18 protein-coding genes and 1 pseudogene are annotated in these 17,243 nt (G+C 40.9%); 9 read left to right on the forward strand and 10 right to left on the reverse strand.

The window, feature by feature from the left end; translation table 11 throughout:
- Positions 1 to 58 precede the first annotated feature (58 nt).
- From GBI66_RS06210 to truA, 4 genes are all read left to right on the forward strand, one after another.
- On the forward strand, positions 59 to 1,528 hold the full coding sequence (locus GBI66_RS06210) for a FimV domain-containing protein (protein ID WP_151715515.1): 1,470 nt from the start codon (positions 59 to 61) through the stop codon (positions 1,526 to 1,528).
- 61 nt (positions 1,529 to 1,589) lie between these two features.
- On the forward strand, positions 1,590 to 2,834 hold the full coding sequence (locus tag GBI66_RS06215; protein WP_151715516.1) for a FimV domain-containing protein: 1,245 nt from the start codon (positions 1,590 to 1,592) through the stop codon (positions 2,832 to 2,834).
- Positions 2,835 to 2,878: 44 nt separating this feature from the next.
- The gene (locus GBI66_RS06220) at positions 2,879 to 3,847 is read left to right on the forward strand and encodes an asparaginase domain-containing protein (RefSeq protein WP_171494271.1); all 969 of its coding nucleotides are present in this window, start codon (positions 2,879 to 2,881) and stop codon (positions 3,845 to 3,847) included.
- Between the two features lie 15 nt (positions 3,848 to 3,862).
- Positions 3,863 to 4,660: a tRNA pseudouridine(38-40) synthase TruA gene (gene truA, locus GBI66_RS06225; protein WP_151715517.1), complete on the forward strand. Its 798-nt coding sequence runs from the start codon at positions 3,863 to 3,865 to the stop codon at positions 4,658 to 4,660.
- Between the two features lie 43 nt (positions 4,661 to 4,703).
- Here truA and GBI66_RS06230 read toward each other — a convergent pair whose 3' ends face one another.
- A complete protein-coding gene (locus tag GBI66_RS06230; protein ID WP_005155109.1) occupies positions 4,704 to 5,711 on the reverse strand; it encodes an AraC family transcriptional regulator in 1,008 nt (335 codons plus the stop codon).
- A gap of 229 nt (positions 5,712 to 5,940) precedes the next feature.
- Here GBI66_RS06230 and infA point away from each other — a divergent pair, with 229 nt between their 5' ends.
- A complete protein-coding gene (gene infA, locus GBI66_RS06235; protein ID WP_001284370.1) occupies positions 5,941 to 6,162 on the forward strand; it encodes a translation initiation factor IF-1 in 222 nt (73 codons plus the stop codon).
- Positions 6,163 to 6,224: 62 nt separating this feature from the next.
- Here infA and GBI66_RS06240 read toward each other — a convergent pair whose 3' ends face one another.
- Positions 6,225 to 6,596: a lysozyme inhibitor LprI family protein gene (locus tag GBI66_RS06240; protein ID WP_151715518.1), complete on the reverse strand. Its 372-nt coding sequence runs from the start codon at positions 6,594 to 6,596 to the stop codon at positions 6,225 to 6,227.
- A 147-nt stretch (positions 6,597 to 6,743) separates the two neighbouring features.
- Between GBI66_RS06240 and GBI66_RS06245 the strand changes: the two genes are divergently transcribed.
- On the forward strand, positions 6,744 to 7,154 hold the full coding sequence (locus tag GBI66_RS06245) for a hypothetical protein (protein ID WP_151715519.1): 411 nt from the start codon (positions 6,744 to 6,746) through the stop codon (positions 7,152 to 7,154).
- Positions 7,155 to 7,209: 55 nt separating this feature from the next.
- Here GBI66_RS06245 and leuB read toward each other — a convergent pair whose 3' ends face one another.
- The 4 genes from leuB to leuC form a co-directional block, all read right to left on the reverse strand.
- Positions 7,210 to 8,289, reverse strand: coding sequence for a 3-isopropylmalate dehydrogenase (gene leuB / locus GBI66_RS06250; RefSeq protein ID WP_005192181.1), 1,080 nt, complete (start codon positions 8,287 to 8,289; stop codon positions 7,210 to 7,212).
- Positions 8,290 to 8,335: 46 nt separating this feature from the next.
- A complete protein-coding gene (locus tag GBI66_RS06255) occupies positions 8,336 to 8,914 on the reverse strand; it encodes a hypothetical protein (protein WP_005192180.1) in 579 nt (192 codons plus the stop codon).
- 136 nt (positions 8,915 to 9,050) lie between these two features.
- Complete coding sequence (gene leuD / locus GBI66_RS06260; protein WP_151715520.1) at positions 9,051 to 9,701, reverse strand: 3-isopropylmalate dehydratase small subunit; 651 nt, start codon at positions 9,699 to 9,701, stop codon at positions 9,051 to 9,053.
- A 12-nt stretch (positions 9,702 to 9,713) separates the two neighbouring features.
- On the reverse strand, positions 9,714 to 11,132 hold the full coding sequence (leuC, locus tag GBI66_RS06265; protein WP_151715521.1) for a 3-isopropylmalate dehydratase large subunit: 1,419 nt from the start codon (positions 11,130 to 11,132) through the stop codon (positions 9,714 to 9,716).
- Positions 11,133 to 11,474: 342 nt separating this feature from the next.
- Between leuC and GBI66_RS06270 the strand changes: the two genes are divergently transcribed.
- Both GBI66_RS06270 and GBI66_RS06275 read left to right on the forward strand, forming a co-directional pair.
- Entirely contained in the window at positions 11,475 to 11,714 is a 240-nt protein-coding gene (locus tag GBI66_RS06270; protein ID WP_005192174.1) for a DUF2061 domain-containing protein, read from the forward strand.
- A gap of 21 nt (positions 11,715 to 11,735) precedes the next feature.
- The gene (locus tag GBI66_RS06275; protein WP_151715522.1) at positions 11,736 to 12,599 is read left to right on the forward strand and encodes a LysR family transcriptional regulator; all 864 of its coding nucleotides are present in this window, start codon (positions 11,736 to 11,738) and stop codon (positions 12,597 to 12,599) included.
- A 9-nt stretch (positions 12,600 to 12,608) separates the two neighbouring features.
- Here the strand turns inward: GBI66_RS06275 and GBI66_RS06280 are convergent, their stop codons facing one another.
- The 4 genes and pseudogenes from GBI66_RS06280 to GBI66_RS06295 all read right to left on the reverse strand — a co-directional run bounded on the left by GBI66_RS06280 (position 12,609) and on the right by GBI66_RS06295 (position 16,491).
- Positions 12,609 to 13,397, reverse strand: a complete 789-nt coding sequence (locus tag GBI66_RS06280; RefSeq protein ID WP_151715523.1) for a hypothetical protein — start codon at positions 13,395 to 13,397, stop codon at positions 12,609 to 12,611.
- Positions 13,398 to 13,472: 75 nt separating this feature from the next.
- A pseudogene (locus GBI66_RS06285) lies at positions 13,473 to 14,215 on the reverse strand (sporulation protein).
- A 50-nt stretch (positions 14,216 to 14,265) separates the two neighbouring features.
- Complete coding sequence (locus tag GBI66_RS06290; RefSeq protein WP_151715524.1) at positions 14,266 to 15,702, reverse strand: DUF2252 domain-containing protein; 1,437 nt, start codon at positions 15,700 to 15,702, stop codon at positions 14,266 to 14,268.
- 138 nt (positions 15,703 to 15,840) lie between these two features.
- Positions 15,841 to 16,491: an HAD family phosphatase gene (locus GBI66_RS06295; protein WP_151715525.1), complete on the reverse strand. Its 651-nt coding sequence runs from the start codon at positions 16,489 to 16,491 to the stop codon at positions 15,841 to 15,843.
- Between the two features lie 183 nt (positions 16,492 to 16,674).
- Between GBI66_RS06295 and GBI66_RS06300 the strand changes: the two genes are divergently transcribed.
- On the forward strand, positions 16,675 to 17,151 hold the full coding sequence (locus tag GBI66_RS06300) for an RNA pyrophosphohydrolase (RefSeq protein ID WP_004656060.1): 477 nt from the start codon (positions 16,675 to 16,677) through the stop codon (positions 17,149 to 17,151).
- The last annotated feature ends 92 nt before the right edge of the window (positions 17,152 to 17,243 follow it).

The raw sequence follows: 17,243 nt of genomic DNA on the forward strand, positions 1-17,243 counted from the left end.
TACATCACGGTAATGTATACTTTTTCCTGACTATAACATCACTTTTTCATGGATCGAGATGACTGTTTATAACAAATTAAAAATTGCCATTTTAGCCATATTTTCTTCGCAACATCTTTATGCGATTACACTTGATCCAGTACAAATCCAGTCTGCGCCTGGTGAATTACTTTATGCAGAAATGAGCTTCCATCAAGCCGATGTCAACTCTAAATTAGATGTCAGTTTGGCAACCCCAGAAGATTTATTGATGATAGGCGCTGCACATCAGCCGCCCTCAAGTCTTAATTTTTTTACGCGTCGTAATAATCAAGGTGAAGGTGTGATTGTGATCACTTCATCACGCCCAATGACCGATACGGAACTGAATATTATTTTAAAAATTCAGGAAGGTGGTGCATCTCATTTAAAACATATTCGCGAGCCGATGCGTCGGATTGCAAAAGTCCCTTCAGTTAAAAATGCAAATGAAAAATCACTGACACCTAAGTTTATTGTGAGTGAAAAAGACATCGCTTTAAACTTACCAGAAAGCACACGCTTTAATGTTGCAAACACAACTCCACAACCTCAGGGTTTAAAACAAGAAAAACTCCTCAATGCACCTTTCGCTCTTCCACCTGTATTAGAAACCTCAAAGTCAACTGTCACAGCAACTGCGAATGCCAGTGCTATTTCGGTTGCTCCAGCGGTTAAAGCAGGAACAATAGCGGCGACAACAGCTGTGCCGCAACCAACAACACCTGTTGCAGAGCAAGTTAAACCTCAACCTGAAACTGCTGCACTTAAACAAGAAACAACAGCTCAAGCAAGTTTGCCACCAACAGCGACCAAGAACAGCGAAGCACTTGAGACTGAGTTAAAAACTGCGGATTTGAAAACAGCCACAGTCAAAGAAAAAGCACAAAGTCAGGTTAAAGAAACTGTTCAATCTGCCAAGAAAAAAGCCCCAACAAGCCCATCATCAACACCAAACAATGAAAATAGCCAACAACATATAGTTCAACGTAATGAGTCGTTGTGGAGCATTGCACAACGTATTGCAGGACAAACACATCAACCTGTCTCTAAAGTCATGACTCAAATCAAAGCCCAAAATGAGCATGCTTTTATTGGAGGTAATGCCAATCGTCTTAGACAGGGCTCAAATTTAAACTTTAATCTCACTGCCATATCTACACAGCAGAATAAGAGTGCCAATCAAATTGCTGCACAAACCCAAGGCCCTGCAGCAGGAAAAGCCAAATATCGTTTACAACAAGCTGAAATGTCTTTAGTCGCAGAAAGTAATCAAGATTCCAGTACTGGAAGTGCCAAAAAAGACACATTACAGCAAAAAACCAGTGCCGACTTATCATTAAAAGTTATGACAGCACGAGAAAAAACCGTTACATTACAAAGAAACGTAACACAGTTAGAATTGGCACTACGTCAGAAGGAACAACGTATTCACCTGCTAAATGCTCGGCTTGCCGAACTCCAAGATCAGTTGAAAGCGCAACAGGACACTAAAAAGCCAACACGCTAGGTTGCGAGAATATTCTCATAAATTTGCATAAAAGCGGCTCTATCTTTAAGGGGTAAAGATCATGTCAACTATAATCATTGTACTGCTCGTCATTGTACTGATTGTAGCTATCGTTTTAAAAAAACGTGAAAGCAATCAAGCCAATACTGCACCTAAAAAAGGTGCAAGTAAAACGACAAAAAAAGCAGCGACAAGATCAACTTCGCGTACCAGTTTGGTTCGGGAAGAACAAGAATATGCCCCGCCAGCGACAACTGCCATTTCTGAGAGTTTGCGCCAAAAGCTTGAGCAACAAATTCAGAGTGGTAATTTTCAATCCGCTGAAGCTCAGATCAATCAAGCCTTAAAACAAGATAACTCTCAACATGAGCTTTATCTCTTTTTACTTGATCTGCATTTGAAGCAAAAAGATGATTTAGCAATTGATCAATTGATCAAACATATTCATGCCCTAAAACTTGAAGATATTGCACAAGCTGCTGAAGCAAAACGTCGAGAATACGAACAGAATAAACAACCTGACTCGATTGAATTTAACTCAGCGAGTCATGGTTTTCATCAAACCCACACACCAGCTGAACCGAATACGCAAAACAATACTGCCCATTTCGATGCTTTAGTTCAAACGCCAGCAGCACAGTCTTTCGATGACTTACAATCAGAATATGCTGCTCCTACGGAAGAAACCAAGCCAGCTGAACCTGTAACAGACGTACAACCTTTAGACTTCAACTTTTCTTTTGAGCAAAAACAAGCTGTCGAACCAGCACCCACTCCAGTTGAAGCACCTGAAGCTAAGGAACAGCAACCACTTGAGTTTTCTTTTAATTTAGATCCAAGTACATCTGTTCCAGTTGAAGAAACGAAAACAGAGCAAGCAACACCTGAGCTCGATTTTAATTTTTCAAACTTAGAAGTCGAATCAAACCAGACTAAAGAGCAAGCGCCTGTTGCAGATGTCGCACCAAGCTTAGATTTTAATTTTGAACCAACCTCAGCTAAAACAGTAGAACAAGCTCCAATTGAAACTACCGCATTTTCTTTTGAAGTGGCAGAACCTGTTGCGGCCGTTGAACCTAAAATTGAAGTTGCTGCGACACCTCATGTTGTAGTCAATGATCCTTTGGCGCAATCCTTCCCTGACCTACAACAACTTGATGAAGCACAGCTGAATTTAGAGCTTGCAGAACAGTATATTGAACTGGGCGCTTATGATTCAGCCCGTGAGTTGTTAAAAAACAATCCGTCATTTAATGCAGAGCAACAACAACGTTCAGAAAATTTACTGAATAAAATAGCTTCCTGAATTTGATCAGTCTAATATAAGCAGTCTCTCAGACTGCTTTTTTTATGATGAAAACAATCGCTTTAATTTATATGGGTGGGACGTTTGGTTGTATTGGTGAACCACTGATGCCAATGCCTGAACAGCAATTTTTACCTTTATTAAGTAAGGTGATTCCACCACATTTACAAGTCGAATGTTTTGCAGCCCCAAGCATTAAAGACAGTAGTGCATGTACAGCAACCGACTGGCTTGCACTGGTACAACAAATTCAACAACTACAATTAAAGGGTTTCCAGCATTTCGTCATTATTCATGGAACGGATACACTGAGTTATGCTGCGGCAACACTGGCACGTTTCTTAGGGCATTCCTGCCATGCCATCATTACAGGCAGCCAATATCCCTTACTCAACATTGAAGGCAACGACACTCGAGAATTTACTGATGCACTTGGCAATCTGTATTTAGCTATCGAACAAGTTCTAACTTTATCCAGTGGAGTCTATCTTGCCTTTCATCAGCAAGTTTTTCATGCTCAAACCACTCTAAAAGCGCATACCACAGAACTGGATGCATTTGTAGGCATCCAGGCTGAGCAAAGCTGCCCAACAACTTCAGATTATTTTGTGGTTCAAAATGAACATATAGAGCAGGCAGCACAACTCAGCATTCTCAATCTAATGCTGCAGCCAATCGCCAAAGAACAACTGGTTTTGCAATTAAAAAATAGTTTAAATAGCCCACCTGACTTTCTAATCCTACAAGGATTCGGGACAGGAAATATTGCAGTGAACGATGAAATGATTGACTTGTTTGATCGTTTATATCAGCAAAAATGCCTGCCAATTATCAGCACGCAAGTGACTTTCGGTCAGCTTGATCAACGTTATGCCATCAGCTCCTGGATTCAATCTGCTAAAGTTTTAGTCAATGATTGCCATAGCCATGCCGATTTATATGCAAAAGCATTGCAAATGTATTTAAAATACCCGACCCATGAACAATGGTTCGCGCATTGGCATCAACACTAATATTGAGGTTAGAACATGCAACGTTATGCAATTGGTATTGAATTTTGCGGTACTCAATACCGTGGTTGGCAAACCCAACAGGCTGGCGTTATCACTGTTCAGGAAACCATAGAAAAAGTACTCAGCACCATTGCTAATGAGACCATCATTTTGCATGGCGCAGGTCGAACTGACGCTGGTGTACATGCAACCAATATGGTGGCGCATTTCGATACCAACGCAATCCGCCCAGAACAAGGCTGGATTCGTGGTGCCAACAGTCAACTACCTAAAGATATTTCGATTCAGTGGATTAAATGCATGGATGAAAATTTCCATGCACGCTTTAAAGCAGTAGCACGTCGTTATCGTTATGTGGTGTATAACGCCCCGACTCGCCCTGCCTTATTGTATAAACAGGTGACACATCTTTATCAAACACTTGATGTAGAAAAAATGATTGCCGCTGCTGCAAAATTCGAGGGTACCCATAATTTTGAGACTTTCCGTGCTGCAGCCTGTCAGTCCAATCAACCTGTGCGCCATGTCAAACACTGTCACTTATTTGCACATGGCCGTTATCTGGTCTTAGACATTCAAGCAGATGGCTTCTTGCACCATATGGTGCGTAATATCATGGGCTGCCTGCTTGAGATTGGGCAAGGTATGTATGAGATTGATCATATCGATACCATGTTTGCAGCAGAAGACCGCACAGCCGCTGGCATTACCGCTCCACCTGATGGTTTATATTTTATCCAGTCGTATTATCCCGATGAGTTTGATTTACCACAGTTGCCATTAGGCCCACACTGGTTGAATTTGCCTGAATAACAAAAAGCCTTATCAATTGATAAGGCTTTTTCTGTAAGAGCAATTAGCGCTGTTTTCGCTTGCGGTATTCGACTGGTGTTTCATTGGTCCAGCGCTTAAAGGCACGATAAAAAGTACTTGGCTCAGAAAAACCTGTTAAATACACAATACGTTCTACGCTTTCATTGGTATTCGCCAAAAGCTTTTTTGCCAAACGACAACGATAATCTGAAAGAATTTGCTGGAAGCTGGTATTGGCTTCACTCAACTGTGTTCTTAAGCGACGAGGGGTAATATTTAACTGAGCAGCAACCGTTTCCAAGGTTGTTTCACCACTTTCCAAAGTCGAACCAATGGCTCGACGTACTTCACCCACCAAATCATAGCGCGCCAGTTCTTGTAATTTTTCAATTGCAAGCTGTTCATGTAATTGAAGTAGCTCTGGTTCAGCTTGCCATAATGGATAATCCAAAACAGCAACATCAAAATAAAGTCGTGTTGCTTTTTGTCCTAAGCTGACAGGGCAACCATACACCCTAAAATATTCATCATCAGCAGCACCCTCACTGAAATTAAAATCAATATAAATCGGCTGAAATTGACCTTCAGTAATAAACTTAAAGAAACGTAAAATGCCTGACATCGCACATTCAGAAAAATGGCGGTTTACTAAATTATCTGACCAGAATTGTTCAGCATTGGTCAAATAGCAGCGACCATCCTCAACAACCAGCTTGGCATCGAACGCATCACTGATCAAGCGCTGATAGGCCAAAGCCCGTTTCAGTCCTTCACCAAAAGTCTCACTACTAATAAATAAGTGTTCAATGACTTGGCCACGATACAGAGGTAGATACTCGCCTAAATGTAGCCCAATGTCTGGATCATGACTGACTTCCTGTGCAGCAATCCAAAATGCATTTTGTGCACTTAACGGCGTTCTGGCATTGGTATCTATTTGATTTAATGCCACGCCGGCCTTTGTTAAAATCTCTTCAGTCGGTAATCCGGCTTTACGAATTGCCTGATAACCAAAGCGCAATACAACTGATGCATCTGTTAGCTGACCCACGCTGTGCCCTTCCCTGTAGATACGTTATTATGACAATGAACAACAATTTTAGATTAACGTTGATTGACCAAACTGACAACAATATTCTGCTTATTTTGTTAAAAAAAATCGTGGATTGTCGGACAGTTCCTTTCGGTTAATATCTGACAGTCTCTCACCGACTTGATCTTGTAAATTTCAAATAAATTGACTATAATTTGCGCCTTCCCAATTTGATCTCAGGTAGGCTATGGCCAATAAAGAGGAACTCATTGAGTTCGAAGGCGTTGTCACCGAAACGCTTCCTAATACGATGTTCCGTGTACGTTTAGAAAACGGTCACGAAGTTATTGCTCACATTTCTGGTAAAATGCGTAAACACTATATCCGTATTTTGACAGGTGACAGTGTAAAAGTTGAAATGACACCTTATGATTTAACTAAGGGTCGTATCACTTATCGTGCGCGCTAAGTCAGATTAGTGAATGCAAAAAAGCCACATCATGTGGCTTTTTTTATATCGTTCACTAGAGCTTATTCACTCAGTCGAGTGGTTTTACAGCCGACTGTCTGACATTCACGTATGCGTTCTTGCAGCCAATTATTGCGCTCTTGAGTCGTACTTAAACGGCACTGAACATTCACTGAGCTTTGCACGTCGTCAGTACATTCTGCATCGCGATGGCGAATCCAAGCCAATTGTGATTTCTTCAAAATTTTTTGTTGTGTTTCATTCAATTGTTTTCTTAGTTGCTGATAGTTTTTATTTAAATCGGCATCAGCACTGGCATATATTTTATTGGTACAGTAGATATCATCATAAGTATTGCGAGCATTATCGCAATTATCTGCATAGCTCAATGTCGCCATCGCGCCACAGATGAGGCTGAATATTATTCTGCGCATGAAATTTCCAAATCGCTTAATTATCATCACTATCTAAGCATATTTTGCTGAACTTGAACATTGTCCTAAAGTAGACAAGTTTGTACATTTTTGTCTTTATCTTCTATCATTAGCCTATATCCATGGACTATAATTAAGGAAAATAAGATGGTGAATTATAAAATATGTCTAGGTGCATTGGCTTTAGTGCTACAAGGATGTGCAACGTCTGGATGGCAATCAGTGCCTCTACAAGACTATTTACAACCTTATATAGGACAGTCAGCCGATCAGATTCAACAGAATCTTAATTTGCGAACTTTAGGTTTTCAAACACTCAAACAACCACAAAGAAGCAATCAAAATTTAGTTTTTACCGTACTACGTCCAATCAATATTCCAGTCCCAATTGCACAGTCTTATGGCGATGCTAGTTCATCGATGAGCGGCTCAGTACGTTTAGGCTCCGTCTCAACCAGCCAGCAATCCTATGATGTAAATTTCTACTGCCACATTATTTTTGAACTGGATCAACAACAAATTGCACGTTCAATTCGCTATGAAGGTAAAGCTTGCTAAGCTTCCCCCATAAAAAAACGCAGCCAATGCTGCGTTTTTTTATAGACTTCAATGCTTAGTTCAATGCTGTAACGACAGCCTCACCCATCGCATCTGTACCGACCTTAGTCATGCCTTCAGACATAATATCCGCTGTACGTAGACCTTGATCCAAGACCTGACCGACTGCATCTTCAATCGCTTTAGCCGCCGCTTCTTCACGGAAAGTGTAACGCAACATCATCGCCACAGAAAGCACAGTCGCCAATGGATTGGCAATGTTCTGTCCTGCGATATCTGGTGCAGAACCATGGCAAGGTTCATACATACCTTTACCATTTTCATCTAGAGACGCTGAAGGCAACATACCAATTGAACCTGTCAACATGGCTGCTTCATCAGACAAGATATCACCGAACAAATTACCTGTGACAATCACGTCAAATTGCTTTGGAGCACGAACCAATTGCATTGCTGCGTTATCGACATACATATGCGATAACTGAATATTTGAATATTGAGCTTGCTGTAGATCCGTGACCGTTTGCTTCCACAACTCAGTTACTTCCAGTACGTTGGCTTTATCCACCGAACATACTTTGCCACCACGTAATCCAGCAAGTTCAAAAGCAACTTTAGCGATACGCTTGATTTCGCTTTCTGAATAAACGTCAGTGTTATAGCCCTGCTTTTCACCATTTTCGAGTTCACGAATGCCACGTGGCTGACCAAAGTAGATCCCACCTGTTAATTCACGAACAATCAAAATATCAAGGCCTGCAACAATTTCTGGCTTTAAGCTTGAGGCATCTGCCAATTGCGGGTACAGAATCGCAGGACGCAAATTGGCAAACAAATTTAATTCGCTGCGAATTTTTAATAAGCCACGTTCAGGACGAATTGAACGCTCAATCGTATCCCACTTTGGACCACCGACAGCGCCCAATAAAATTGCATCCGCTTTTTTTGCCTGTTCACTGGTCACAGTTGGGTAAGGTTCACCATGTGCATCAATCGCTGAGCCGCCCAATAAACCATGTTCCCATGTCAAACCTAGATTAAATTTATCATTGACCTTGGTTAAAACCTTTTCTGCAGCAGCCACGATTTCTGGGCCAATACCATCACCCGCTAAAATTAAAATATGTTTAGACATCTATTTTTCCAGTTTCCCTATGCGCAGCTTTGATACTGCGAGCCGATTAAATCTTTTTCTCAACAAATTCACCTAGGCCTGTACTAACATCAAAAGGACGACAGAAACGGCGAATGGTGTGTTGCTCTTGCTGTAAATCTACACACAACGGATCAGGTACAGAAACATTCAACAAACTACCTGATGAACGACGTGTTCGGTCTCGATACATTTTAAAGGTATAGCGCACGTGCGGTTTAAATGCATGAATGACATGAAAGGTCTCCGCACGATCTGGAGAAATTGGATAGAAACGGATTACGACTTCATATTGCTTCGCAGGCATACTTAAATAGACCTGCTGTTTTCGGCTAAACACCGAACCATGTAATCGTACAATGCCACGTTCCATTGCCTGTTGGCTAATCCGGTGTGTCTTTGCATCAATGACCGCAATATCACCGATTCGTTCAAACTCACAATTCTCAACACCTGAACAATATAAAGTTGTGTTGTCCGCTTTGCTTTCTAACGTGTTTTGTGCGATACGAACTTGATCAACCACATTGGGTGCATTTTGACACGCAGTTAAAGTCGTAGCAGCGCCTAGACACAGTAAAATACTGCGAGCGAGTCTTCTTTTCATTATTCAAGCCCAGTCCTCATGTCTTGTTAACATGTAAGCAAAATATTATCCGCTAGCATGTTAACAAGAGTTCAATCTCTGCGCTATGGCTATGTTACAAATGTCCAAGACCAAGTCTTATTTCTTCGCTCCAAACCTAAGCTTGGATCTCCTGAAACACCCAAGGACGCGATTGTTTTGCTTTCTCTTCATAAGCACGGATATCATCCGCAACTTGTAAAGTTAAACCAATATCATCCAAACCATTCAACAAGCAATGTTTACGGAATGGGTCGATTTGAAATTTAAATGCTTCACCTGCGGGCGTACGAACTTCCTGAGCTTCTAAATCAATCGTAAGTTGATAACCCTCTGTCTCAGCACATTCTTTGAATAATTGATCCACGATCTGTTCAGATAAAATCACAGGTAACATGCCATTTTTAAAGCAGTTATTAAAGAAAATGTCGGCAAAGCTAGGCGCAATTACGGTACGGAATCCATATTCATTCAATGCCCATGGCGCATGCTCACGGCTTGAACCACAACCGAAGTTAGTCCGTGCCAATAAGATACTTGAACCCTGATAGCGTGGTTGATTTAACACAAAATCAGGATTTTTTGGACGTTTACTAATGTCTTGACCTAAAAAACCTTCATCTAAATAGCGTAACTCATCAAATAAGTTATCACCAAAACCTGTGCGTTTAATCGATTTCAAAAACTGCTTTGGAATGATTAAATCAGTATCCACGTTGGCACGATCTAAAGGTCCAACAATACCTTGTTCTACAGTGTATTTTTCCATGATCTTGCTCCCTTAGAATGAACGAACGTCAACAAAATGGCCTGCAATGGCGGCTGCCGCTGCCATCGCTGGACTCACTAAATGCGTCCGCCCACCATTGCCCTGACGACCTTCAAAGTTACGATTCGAGGTTGAAGCACAATGTTCACCTGGTTGTAACTTGTCAGCATTCATCGCCAAACACATTGAACAGCCTGGTTCACGCCATTCAAAACCTGCTGCCAAGAAAATTTGATCTAAACCTTCTTGTTCAGCTTGCTGTTTCACCAAACCAGAACCTGGAACAATCATCGCCTGCTTAATACTTGAAGCAACTGTACGGCCCTTCACGACATCTGCAGCAGCTCGGATATCTTCAATACGCGAGTTAGTACATGAGCCAATGAAAACACGATCTAACTGAATATCAGCCAAAGCTTGACCAGCAGTTAAGCCCATATATTGATAAGCACGGGTCCAGTCATTGCGCTGTACATCATCTTTGGCTTGTTCTAAGGTTGGTACTGCCTGCGAAACAGGAATCACCATTTCAGGAGAGGTTCCCCAAGACACTTGTGGCTCAATCTCTGCACCATTCAATACCACTACCGCATCAAATACGGCATCTTCATCCGAATGCAAGGTATCCCAGTATGTAACTGCTTGATCCCACTGCTCACCTTTAGGTGCATAGTTACGGTCTTTCACATACGCAATGGTTTTGTCATCGACTGCAACCATCCCGACACGAGCACCTGCTTCGATTGCCATATTACATACGGTCATACGGCCTTCGATTGACATATCCCGGAATACTTGCCCGCCAAATTCAATGGCATAACCTGTACCACCAGCAGTACCAATCTTGCCGATAATTGCTAACACGACATCTTTCGAAGTCACGCCTTTGCCTAATACACCATCGACACGAACCAACATGTTCTTCGATTTTTTCTGTACTAAACATTGTGTTGCCAACACATGTTCAACTTCCGATGTTCCAATCCCGTGTGCCAAACATCCGAAAGCACCATGCGTTGCTGTATGCGAATCACCACAGACCACGGTCATACCAGGTAAAGTCAAGCCTTGCTCTGGACCAACCACATGGGCAATACCTTGACGGATATCATTGATACCAAACTCAACGATATTAAATGTTTTACAGTTATCATCTAAGGTTTGTACTTGAATACGAGAGGTATCGTCTTCAATCCCTGCAATCCCCTGTTCACGTTCTTTTTTTGAGGTTGGTACGTTATGGTCAGGCGTCGCCACATTGGCACTTAAACGCCAAGGTTGACGATCAGCAAGCTGTAAACCTTCGAAAGCTTGAGGACTTGTCACTTCATGTAATAAATGGCGATCAATATAAATTAAGCTCGAACCATCATCACGTTGTTTTACTAAATGGTCATCCCATAATTTGTCATATAAAGTCTTGCCTGCCATGTCGTCGCCCTCCATCGTGCTTGCCATTGGTCTGGGTATTTTCATCTTGGATTAATTATAGCAATCACATCACATAAATCTAATTTATCATTTTTATAAATTAACAAACTTTTAGGAATGATAAATTAGAATTTTATATCTGGATCATCTCATTAAATTAAAAAAAAATTTACATCATCTTAGCTGAGTGTAGCTCATACACACTATAGCTTTGAGCCACATATTTTCAATCAATCATCTCACGATTTATAAATCCAATCGTCCTAAATTGAAATTTCTTTTTTACATTGCATTCGATAATGATTATTATTTACAAATATAGACGTTCTTAAGGACATCACCATGACTCGTATTAAAAAATTTGTACATAACAATCGTCGAACTTTTAAAAAAACTTTAAGTTATTATATTGTGCATATCAGCGTTGCCATGATGGTTGCTTATGTGATCACAGGAAACTTCTGGATTGCAGCGACCTTAAGTTTACTTGAACCAACGGTACAAGCCTTTGCATTTTTCTTTCATGAGAAAATTTGGAATCATTTCGAATTTAAATTAAATAAAGACACTCAACAGCTTTAAAATTTCTTTGGATACTTTTGTATGAATCTCGCTGCTTTTGAAGCATTTGTAAAAGTCATGGAAACTGGTTCAATTTCCATCGCAGCAGAGCAATTATTTATTACTCAGCCCGCAGTCACCAAACGGATTCATAGCTTAGAAGACTATTTTGGGGTCAAGCTATTTGAATCTGCGGGTCGGGGAATTCAGCCCACCCATGCAGCGCATTCTCTATTACCTAAAGTTCGCATGTGGTTAAATGAATTAGGGGAAATTCATCATACCTTAAGCCATGAACAAGCGCAGGTCCAAGGCCGCTTAAAAATAGGTACCAGCCATCATATTGGCTTACATCATCTGGCTGAACTACTTAAAAACTTTGTCCAACATTATCCTCAAGTGACCTTAGATGTGCATTTTGTCGATTCTGAGCAAGCTCATGAACAGGTCTTGGCAGGTGAACTGGAACTGGCCTTTCTAACCTTACCACCAGTTGGGGATGATCGTCTTAACTACGTCACCATCTGGAATGATCCTTTGGTATTCGTGGCGGCTCCTTTCCATCCATTGGCACAACAAGCACAACTTAAACTGGAAGACCTAATTGCCTATCCAAGCCTTTTACCAGCAGCACAAACCTATACCAGTCAAATTACCCTTTCAGAATTTGAAAAAAATAACTTAAAACCAAAAATCACCATGAGCAATAACCCATTAGAATCAATACGAATGCTGGTGTCGATTGGTTTAGGTTGGTCGGTTTTACCCAAAACCTTGGTGAATCAGGATTTAAAGCAACTTGATCTAAAACTGGATATGCAGCGTCAACTGGGTATGGTTTGGCATCCCGCACGCATTCAATCCAAAGCGGCTGAAGAACTGATTCGAATGATGCATGTTGGTTAACGACATTTATTAATCGCCACCGCCCCCTCCACAGCTGCTACAACTACTACAGCTATTACTACTGCTACTTCCACAACTCGAAGAGGACGACGAAGACTGAGTTTGCAAATATTGTGCATAATCCTTCGTCATCAGCTCTAAATTAAAATATTGCCCCTCCTGCCAATTGAGTGCCTGATCGATTGCAAACAGTCTTGGCAACAACGTAGTATTTCTTGGCTGGAAAGTATGCAAAGTACAACTCATTCGCCACGCTTCAAACAATTGTTTAGTCTGCTGCTGAGATGTAGTCGTTGCATCGTAGGGGCTATGATGCAACTGTCGACCGAGTATCTGCTCACATAATTGCTGATATTGTTTCGGAAACTCCAGCATCACATGCCATAAACTATCCACTGCATGCGAAGGCATCGCGTAAGCTTGTTTTTGCATAAGATGTAGTGCCAAATAATCTTTGAATCCAGCTTCGATCAATTGCCGTTGTTTTAGACCCAGTTCTGGATAATAGAATCTGAATTTATTCCAAAAAATCGGATCAAACTTGAAGTGCTCAAGCTGTTGCAACTTCTCACGTTTAGAGCGGGCAACCAACGCCAGATTCAGTACAATGATTAGCCATAGAAAAGGAAGTATCACCCAAGCAGTAAAAAGCTGTTGCTGCCAACTGTACATGAATATCAATAGCAAGATCGGGAGAGCGATCCATCGCATTTTAATCATCGGTTGTTGTCTTTTTAATTGCAGTAATGCATCAACTGAAATGGAAGTCTGCGCTTCCTGATTTATTTTTATTTTCATGCTTTGATCTTAAAAATAAATAATGACACTAATATGACAAAAAAACCTCCCGTTGAGGAGGTCAAATTGAATCGGTTAAATTTTTAATAAATAGCGAATCTGTTGCGTCATCTGATCTATCTCTAAACAATGATGCAACAAGGTCATTGTGAGCAATTGATCGGAACGAAAGTGGCGATCGACTTCAAGCATGACATGGGTTTGCGTTGCTTCGGCGACAAAAGAAACCTCAACCTCATTAAAACCACTGAACATATGCGAAGAAACAAACTCTAGTCTTGGTAGCAACCTATTGTTGAGCTGAAATTCTGCGCAGTCAATTGACCTTTTTCTACATCTACGGAAGAAAGTACAAAACCACATTGCTGCATCGCCTGTACAAATGCCTGCATTGCTGGGGTTGGTAACACATTTAAATAATCTCGATCCGAGGCATCCAAACCCCAATCAACATCCATATACGTGTTGATCCATACCCGTGTTCCATTACGACGACAAACCACTTCGGTGATCGGCGTTTCATGCGGCAAATCTATGCTAAATGGAACATGGTAGCTTTGATGTGCTGGTAAAGAAAAATTTGATCTAATTAACCATTGGACTAACACAAAAGGCTGATTAAACTCATGCTCTCCTGATTCAACTTCTGCCATCGTCATCAATTGCAAATAGAGGCCTTTAATATCCTTATCGGATGAGCCACCTTTAAAACTAATCTCTCCCTGTAATGTTGCACCTGCTTGTAGTGTTGGATTATGCAAATGTGTTTCAACAGTGACACCTTGCAAGCCTAAACCCGACATAATTTTATTCAACATTTTTCTTTCAGATCCTGACGATGATTACATCTCTAGCAATAGACTTATAATTAAAGTGCTTCCTCTCCAGCGAGCTGGATTTTACCATCGGCAATCGCATTCATAAATTGCTGATAATCACTTAAATTCCGCCCAGCGTACTGTGACGCATAGTCTTGTAAAATCTGAACTATGCTGCCACCTTCACCTAAATATCCAATCAAGACATCGGCATTCCCCGCTTTGGCATGCGCATGTGCTAAAGCCAGACCACAACTATCGGCATATTCATAAAAAAACGCATCATCCATTCCTGCCAAATCGATAGACACTTTCATATCACGTAATTGACGAATCAAATAATGTTGCTGCTGATCAGTTGAATATCCCAAGAAAATATCACTGGCGGCTTGCATAAGCTGTTGGCCATAGACCACTCGTTCACCTTCATGTGGCACTTTCTGTAAAAACAGTGGGCTTAAAATCGAAGGATTGGCCTCTTTCATTTGTAAAATCAGCGGTTCCCGATCAGCATCTTCAAATAATGCAATGGCTGAACGCGTCCCCACGCTGCCAACGCCAACAACTTTTAACGCGATGTCAGTACATTGATAGCGATCAAACAAGACTTGGCGATCATATTTCAGCGTGCTGCGGTAGGACTCAAAAAATGCATCATTATCCTCGCTAAATGGCTCTCCTGCTTTGGGATGCCAAAGCAAGGGCTCATCTTCAATAAAATGCCGAAATCCTGTTTCATCATCCTGTTGGGTCAATTTTGGCAATACCGAAGCACTGTCTCGACCTGAGGCACTATTCACTTTTTTTGCTAATTTTTTACGAATTTTCTGGTTTTCAGTTTTTTCCAATAAAATACTGGCATCAATTTTCTCATACCAGATTTGCAAAGGAGATAGCGCAATTTGCTGATCTAAGTGCGAGATATAAGCGTTGAGCATCCGCTGAACTGCTTTTAAACCAACGCTTTCGTCTAAGCCAATCTCTTTTGCTGCAATGACAAAGCTGGTGACTAAGCGCTTAATATCCCATTCGAAAGGTGCAACCAGAGTTTCATCAAAATCATTAATACCAAATAAGAGATTACGCTCTGGACTAGCAAATCCACCAAAGTTACTTAAATGACAATCCCCACAAATCTGTTGAAATAAACCTGAATTGTACGGCTCCCAAACCTGATCAAATAACATCAGTGCAGGCATACCACGATAAAAGGTAAACGGAGATACACTCATCCGCTTGGCACGAATTGGTTTTAGTCGTTCCAAACGGCCTTCATTACTCCAATCATAGAGGGTTAAAGCGGAAATATCTTTTGGTCTCTCTGAAAGTTGAGCCAATTGTTCACGTGGAATTTTTTTCCGTTGTGCTTTCCCCAAAGCAAAACCTTCACTTTTGGTCAGTAACTTGCCTTGGTAGCGGTGTCTAGTGAGATCAATACTTTGTTCTGTCCAAAGTTGTTTAGGTAATTTAATGCGTTGTTTTGACATATCACGCTCTCAATCTTTTTAATCAGAATTTCTATATTTCTCTAGATATAATGCGTCATTCAATATTTTTTATTGTTGTTCATACATTGCCAAATACCCCCACTTACATCAGGTGATATTTGGCATCAAATCATCAGTTTATATCGACCAGTCCTGAATCTCCCAAGCCTGCTCTTGAGCCAGGGCTTCTAAACGATCATCAGGGTTTACTGCAATTGCATGCGTCGCATATTCCAACAGGAAACGATCATTGATTGAATCTGAATATGCCCATGACTCTGTAACAGATCGTCCATCTAACCATTGATCTAAACGTGCGAGCTTGCCTTTTTGATAACACGGAATCCCTGTCACCTTGCCTGTATATTGACCATCGATCACTTCTGCATTGGTGGCAATAATTTCTGTAATACCAAATTCACGGAAAATCGGTGCAGTAATAAAATCACTGGTCGCTGTAATGCCAACCAGCTCATGACCAAGGGCTTGATGTCTTTTAATTGCCTCAAAACCTTTGGGACGCATTTGTGGACGAATGACTTTCTGCATAAACAACTGATGTAACTCAGTTAAATAGTTATTATCGTGCTTGGTTAGAAATTGAAAGACAAATTCATTATAGGCAATCGGGTCAAGTTGCCCTGCTTTATAGTCTTCATAGAACTTATCATTCATTTGACGATGATGAACTGGATCAACCAAACCTTCATTGACCAAAAATTCACCCCAAGAGTGATCAGAGTCAGTATTTAACAGGGTGTGATCTAAATCAAACAAAGCCAATTGCATAGAATTTCTCGTTTAAACTGAAAATTAAGAAAAAAAATGTAAATCTATCACCGCTAGTCGATAGAAATTCGTTAAGATCATAGCAATTTTTAAACATTTTACTTTGACCTTTTTCGAGTTGGACAAAAGAGTGACTGTCCCCGAGATCAAAGTCAACGATATAGACAAAATTTAGGTAGCCAAATGATCGACTCAGAAGGTTTCCGACCCAACGTCGGGATCATTTTGGCAAACGATGACGGACAAGTTTTATGGGCAAAACGCATTGGTCACAATGCTTGGCAATTTCCACAAGGAGGAATCCAATTTGGAGAAACCCCTGAACAGGCACTTTTTCGTGAACTGAGAGAAGAAGTCGGTTTATTGCCCGAACACGTCCAAATTATAGCGCAAACAAAAGGTTGGCTGCGTTATCGTTTGCCACATCGGTACATTCGGTCAGATTCAGATCCGGTATGTATTGGACAAAAGCAGAAATGGTTTTTACTGAAGTTAACGGCCTCGCCTCATCATATTCAGTTAAACCTATCAGACCCACCCGAGTTCGATGAATGGCAATGGGTGAGTTACTGGTACCCATTGGGTCAAGTGGTCAACTTCAAACGTGATGTTTACCGTAAAGCCATGATGGAATTATGTTTACAACTACCTCAGCGCTAATTGTCATGAAATCATCATTTTAAGCAATGATTTTTGGCTACAGAGCTGTTATAACTAGGCCTATAACGATTCAATAAATTGGAGTAAACATC

Origin of the sequence: Acinetobacter sp. TUM15071 (genome assembly GCF_008980925.1) — a bacterium.
Taxonomy (GTDB): Bacteria; Pseudomonadota; Gammaproteobacteria; order Pseudomonadales; family Moraxellaceae; genus Acinetobacter; species Acinetobacter dispersus.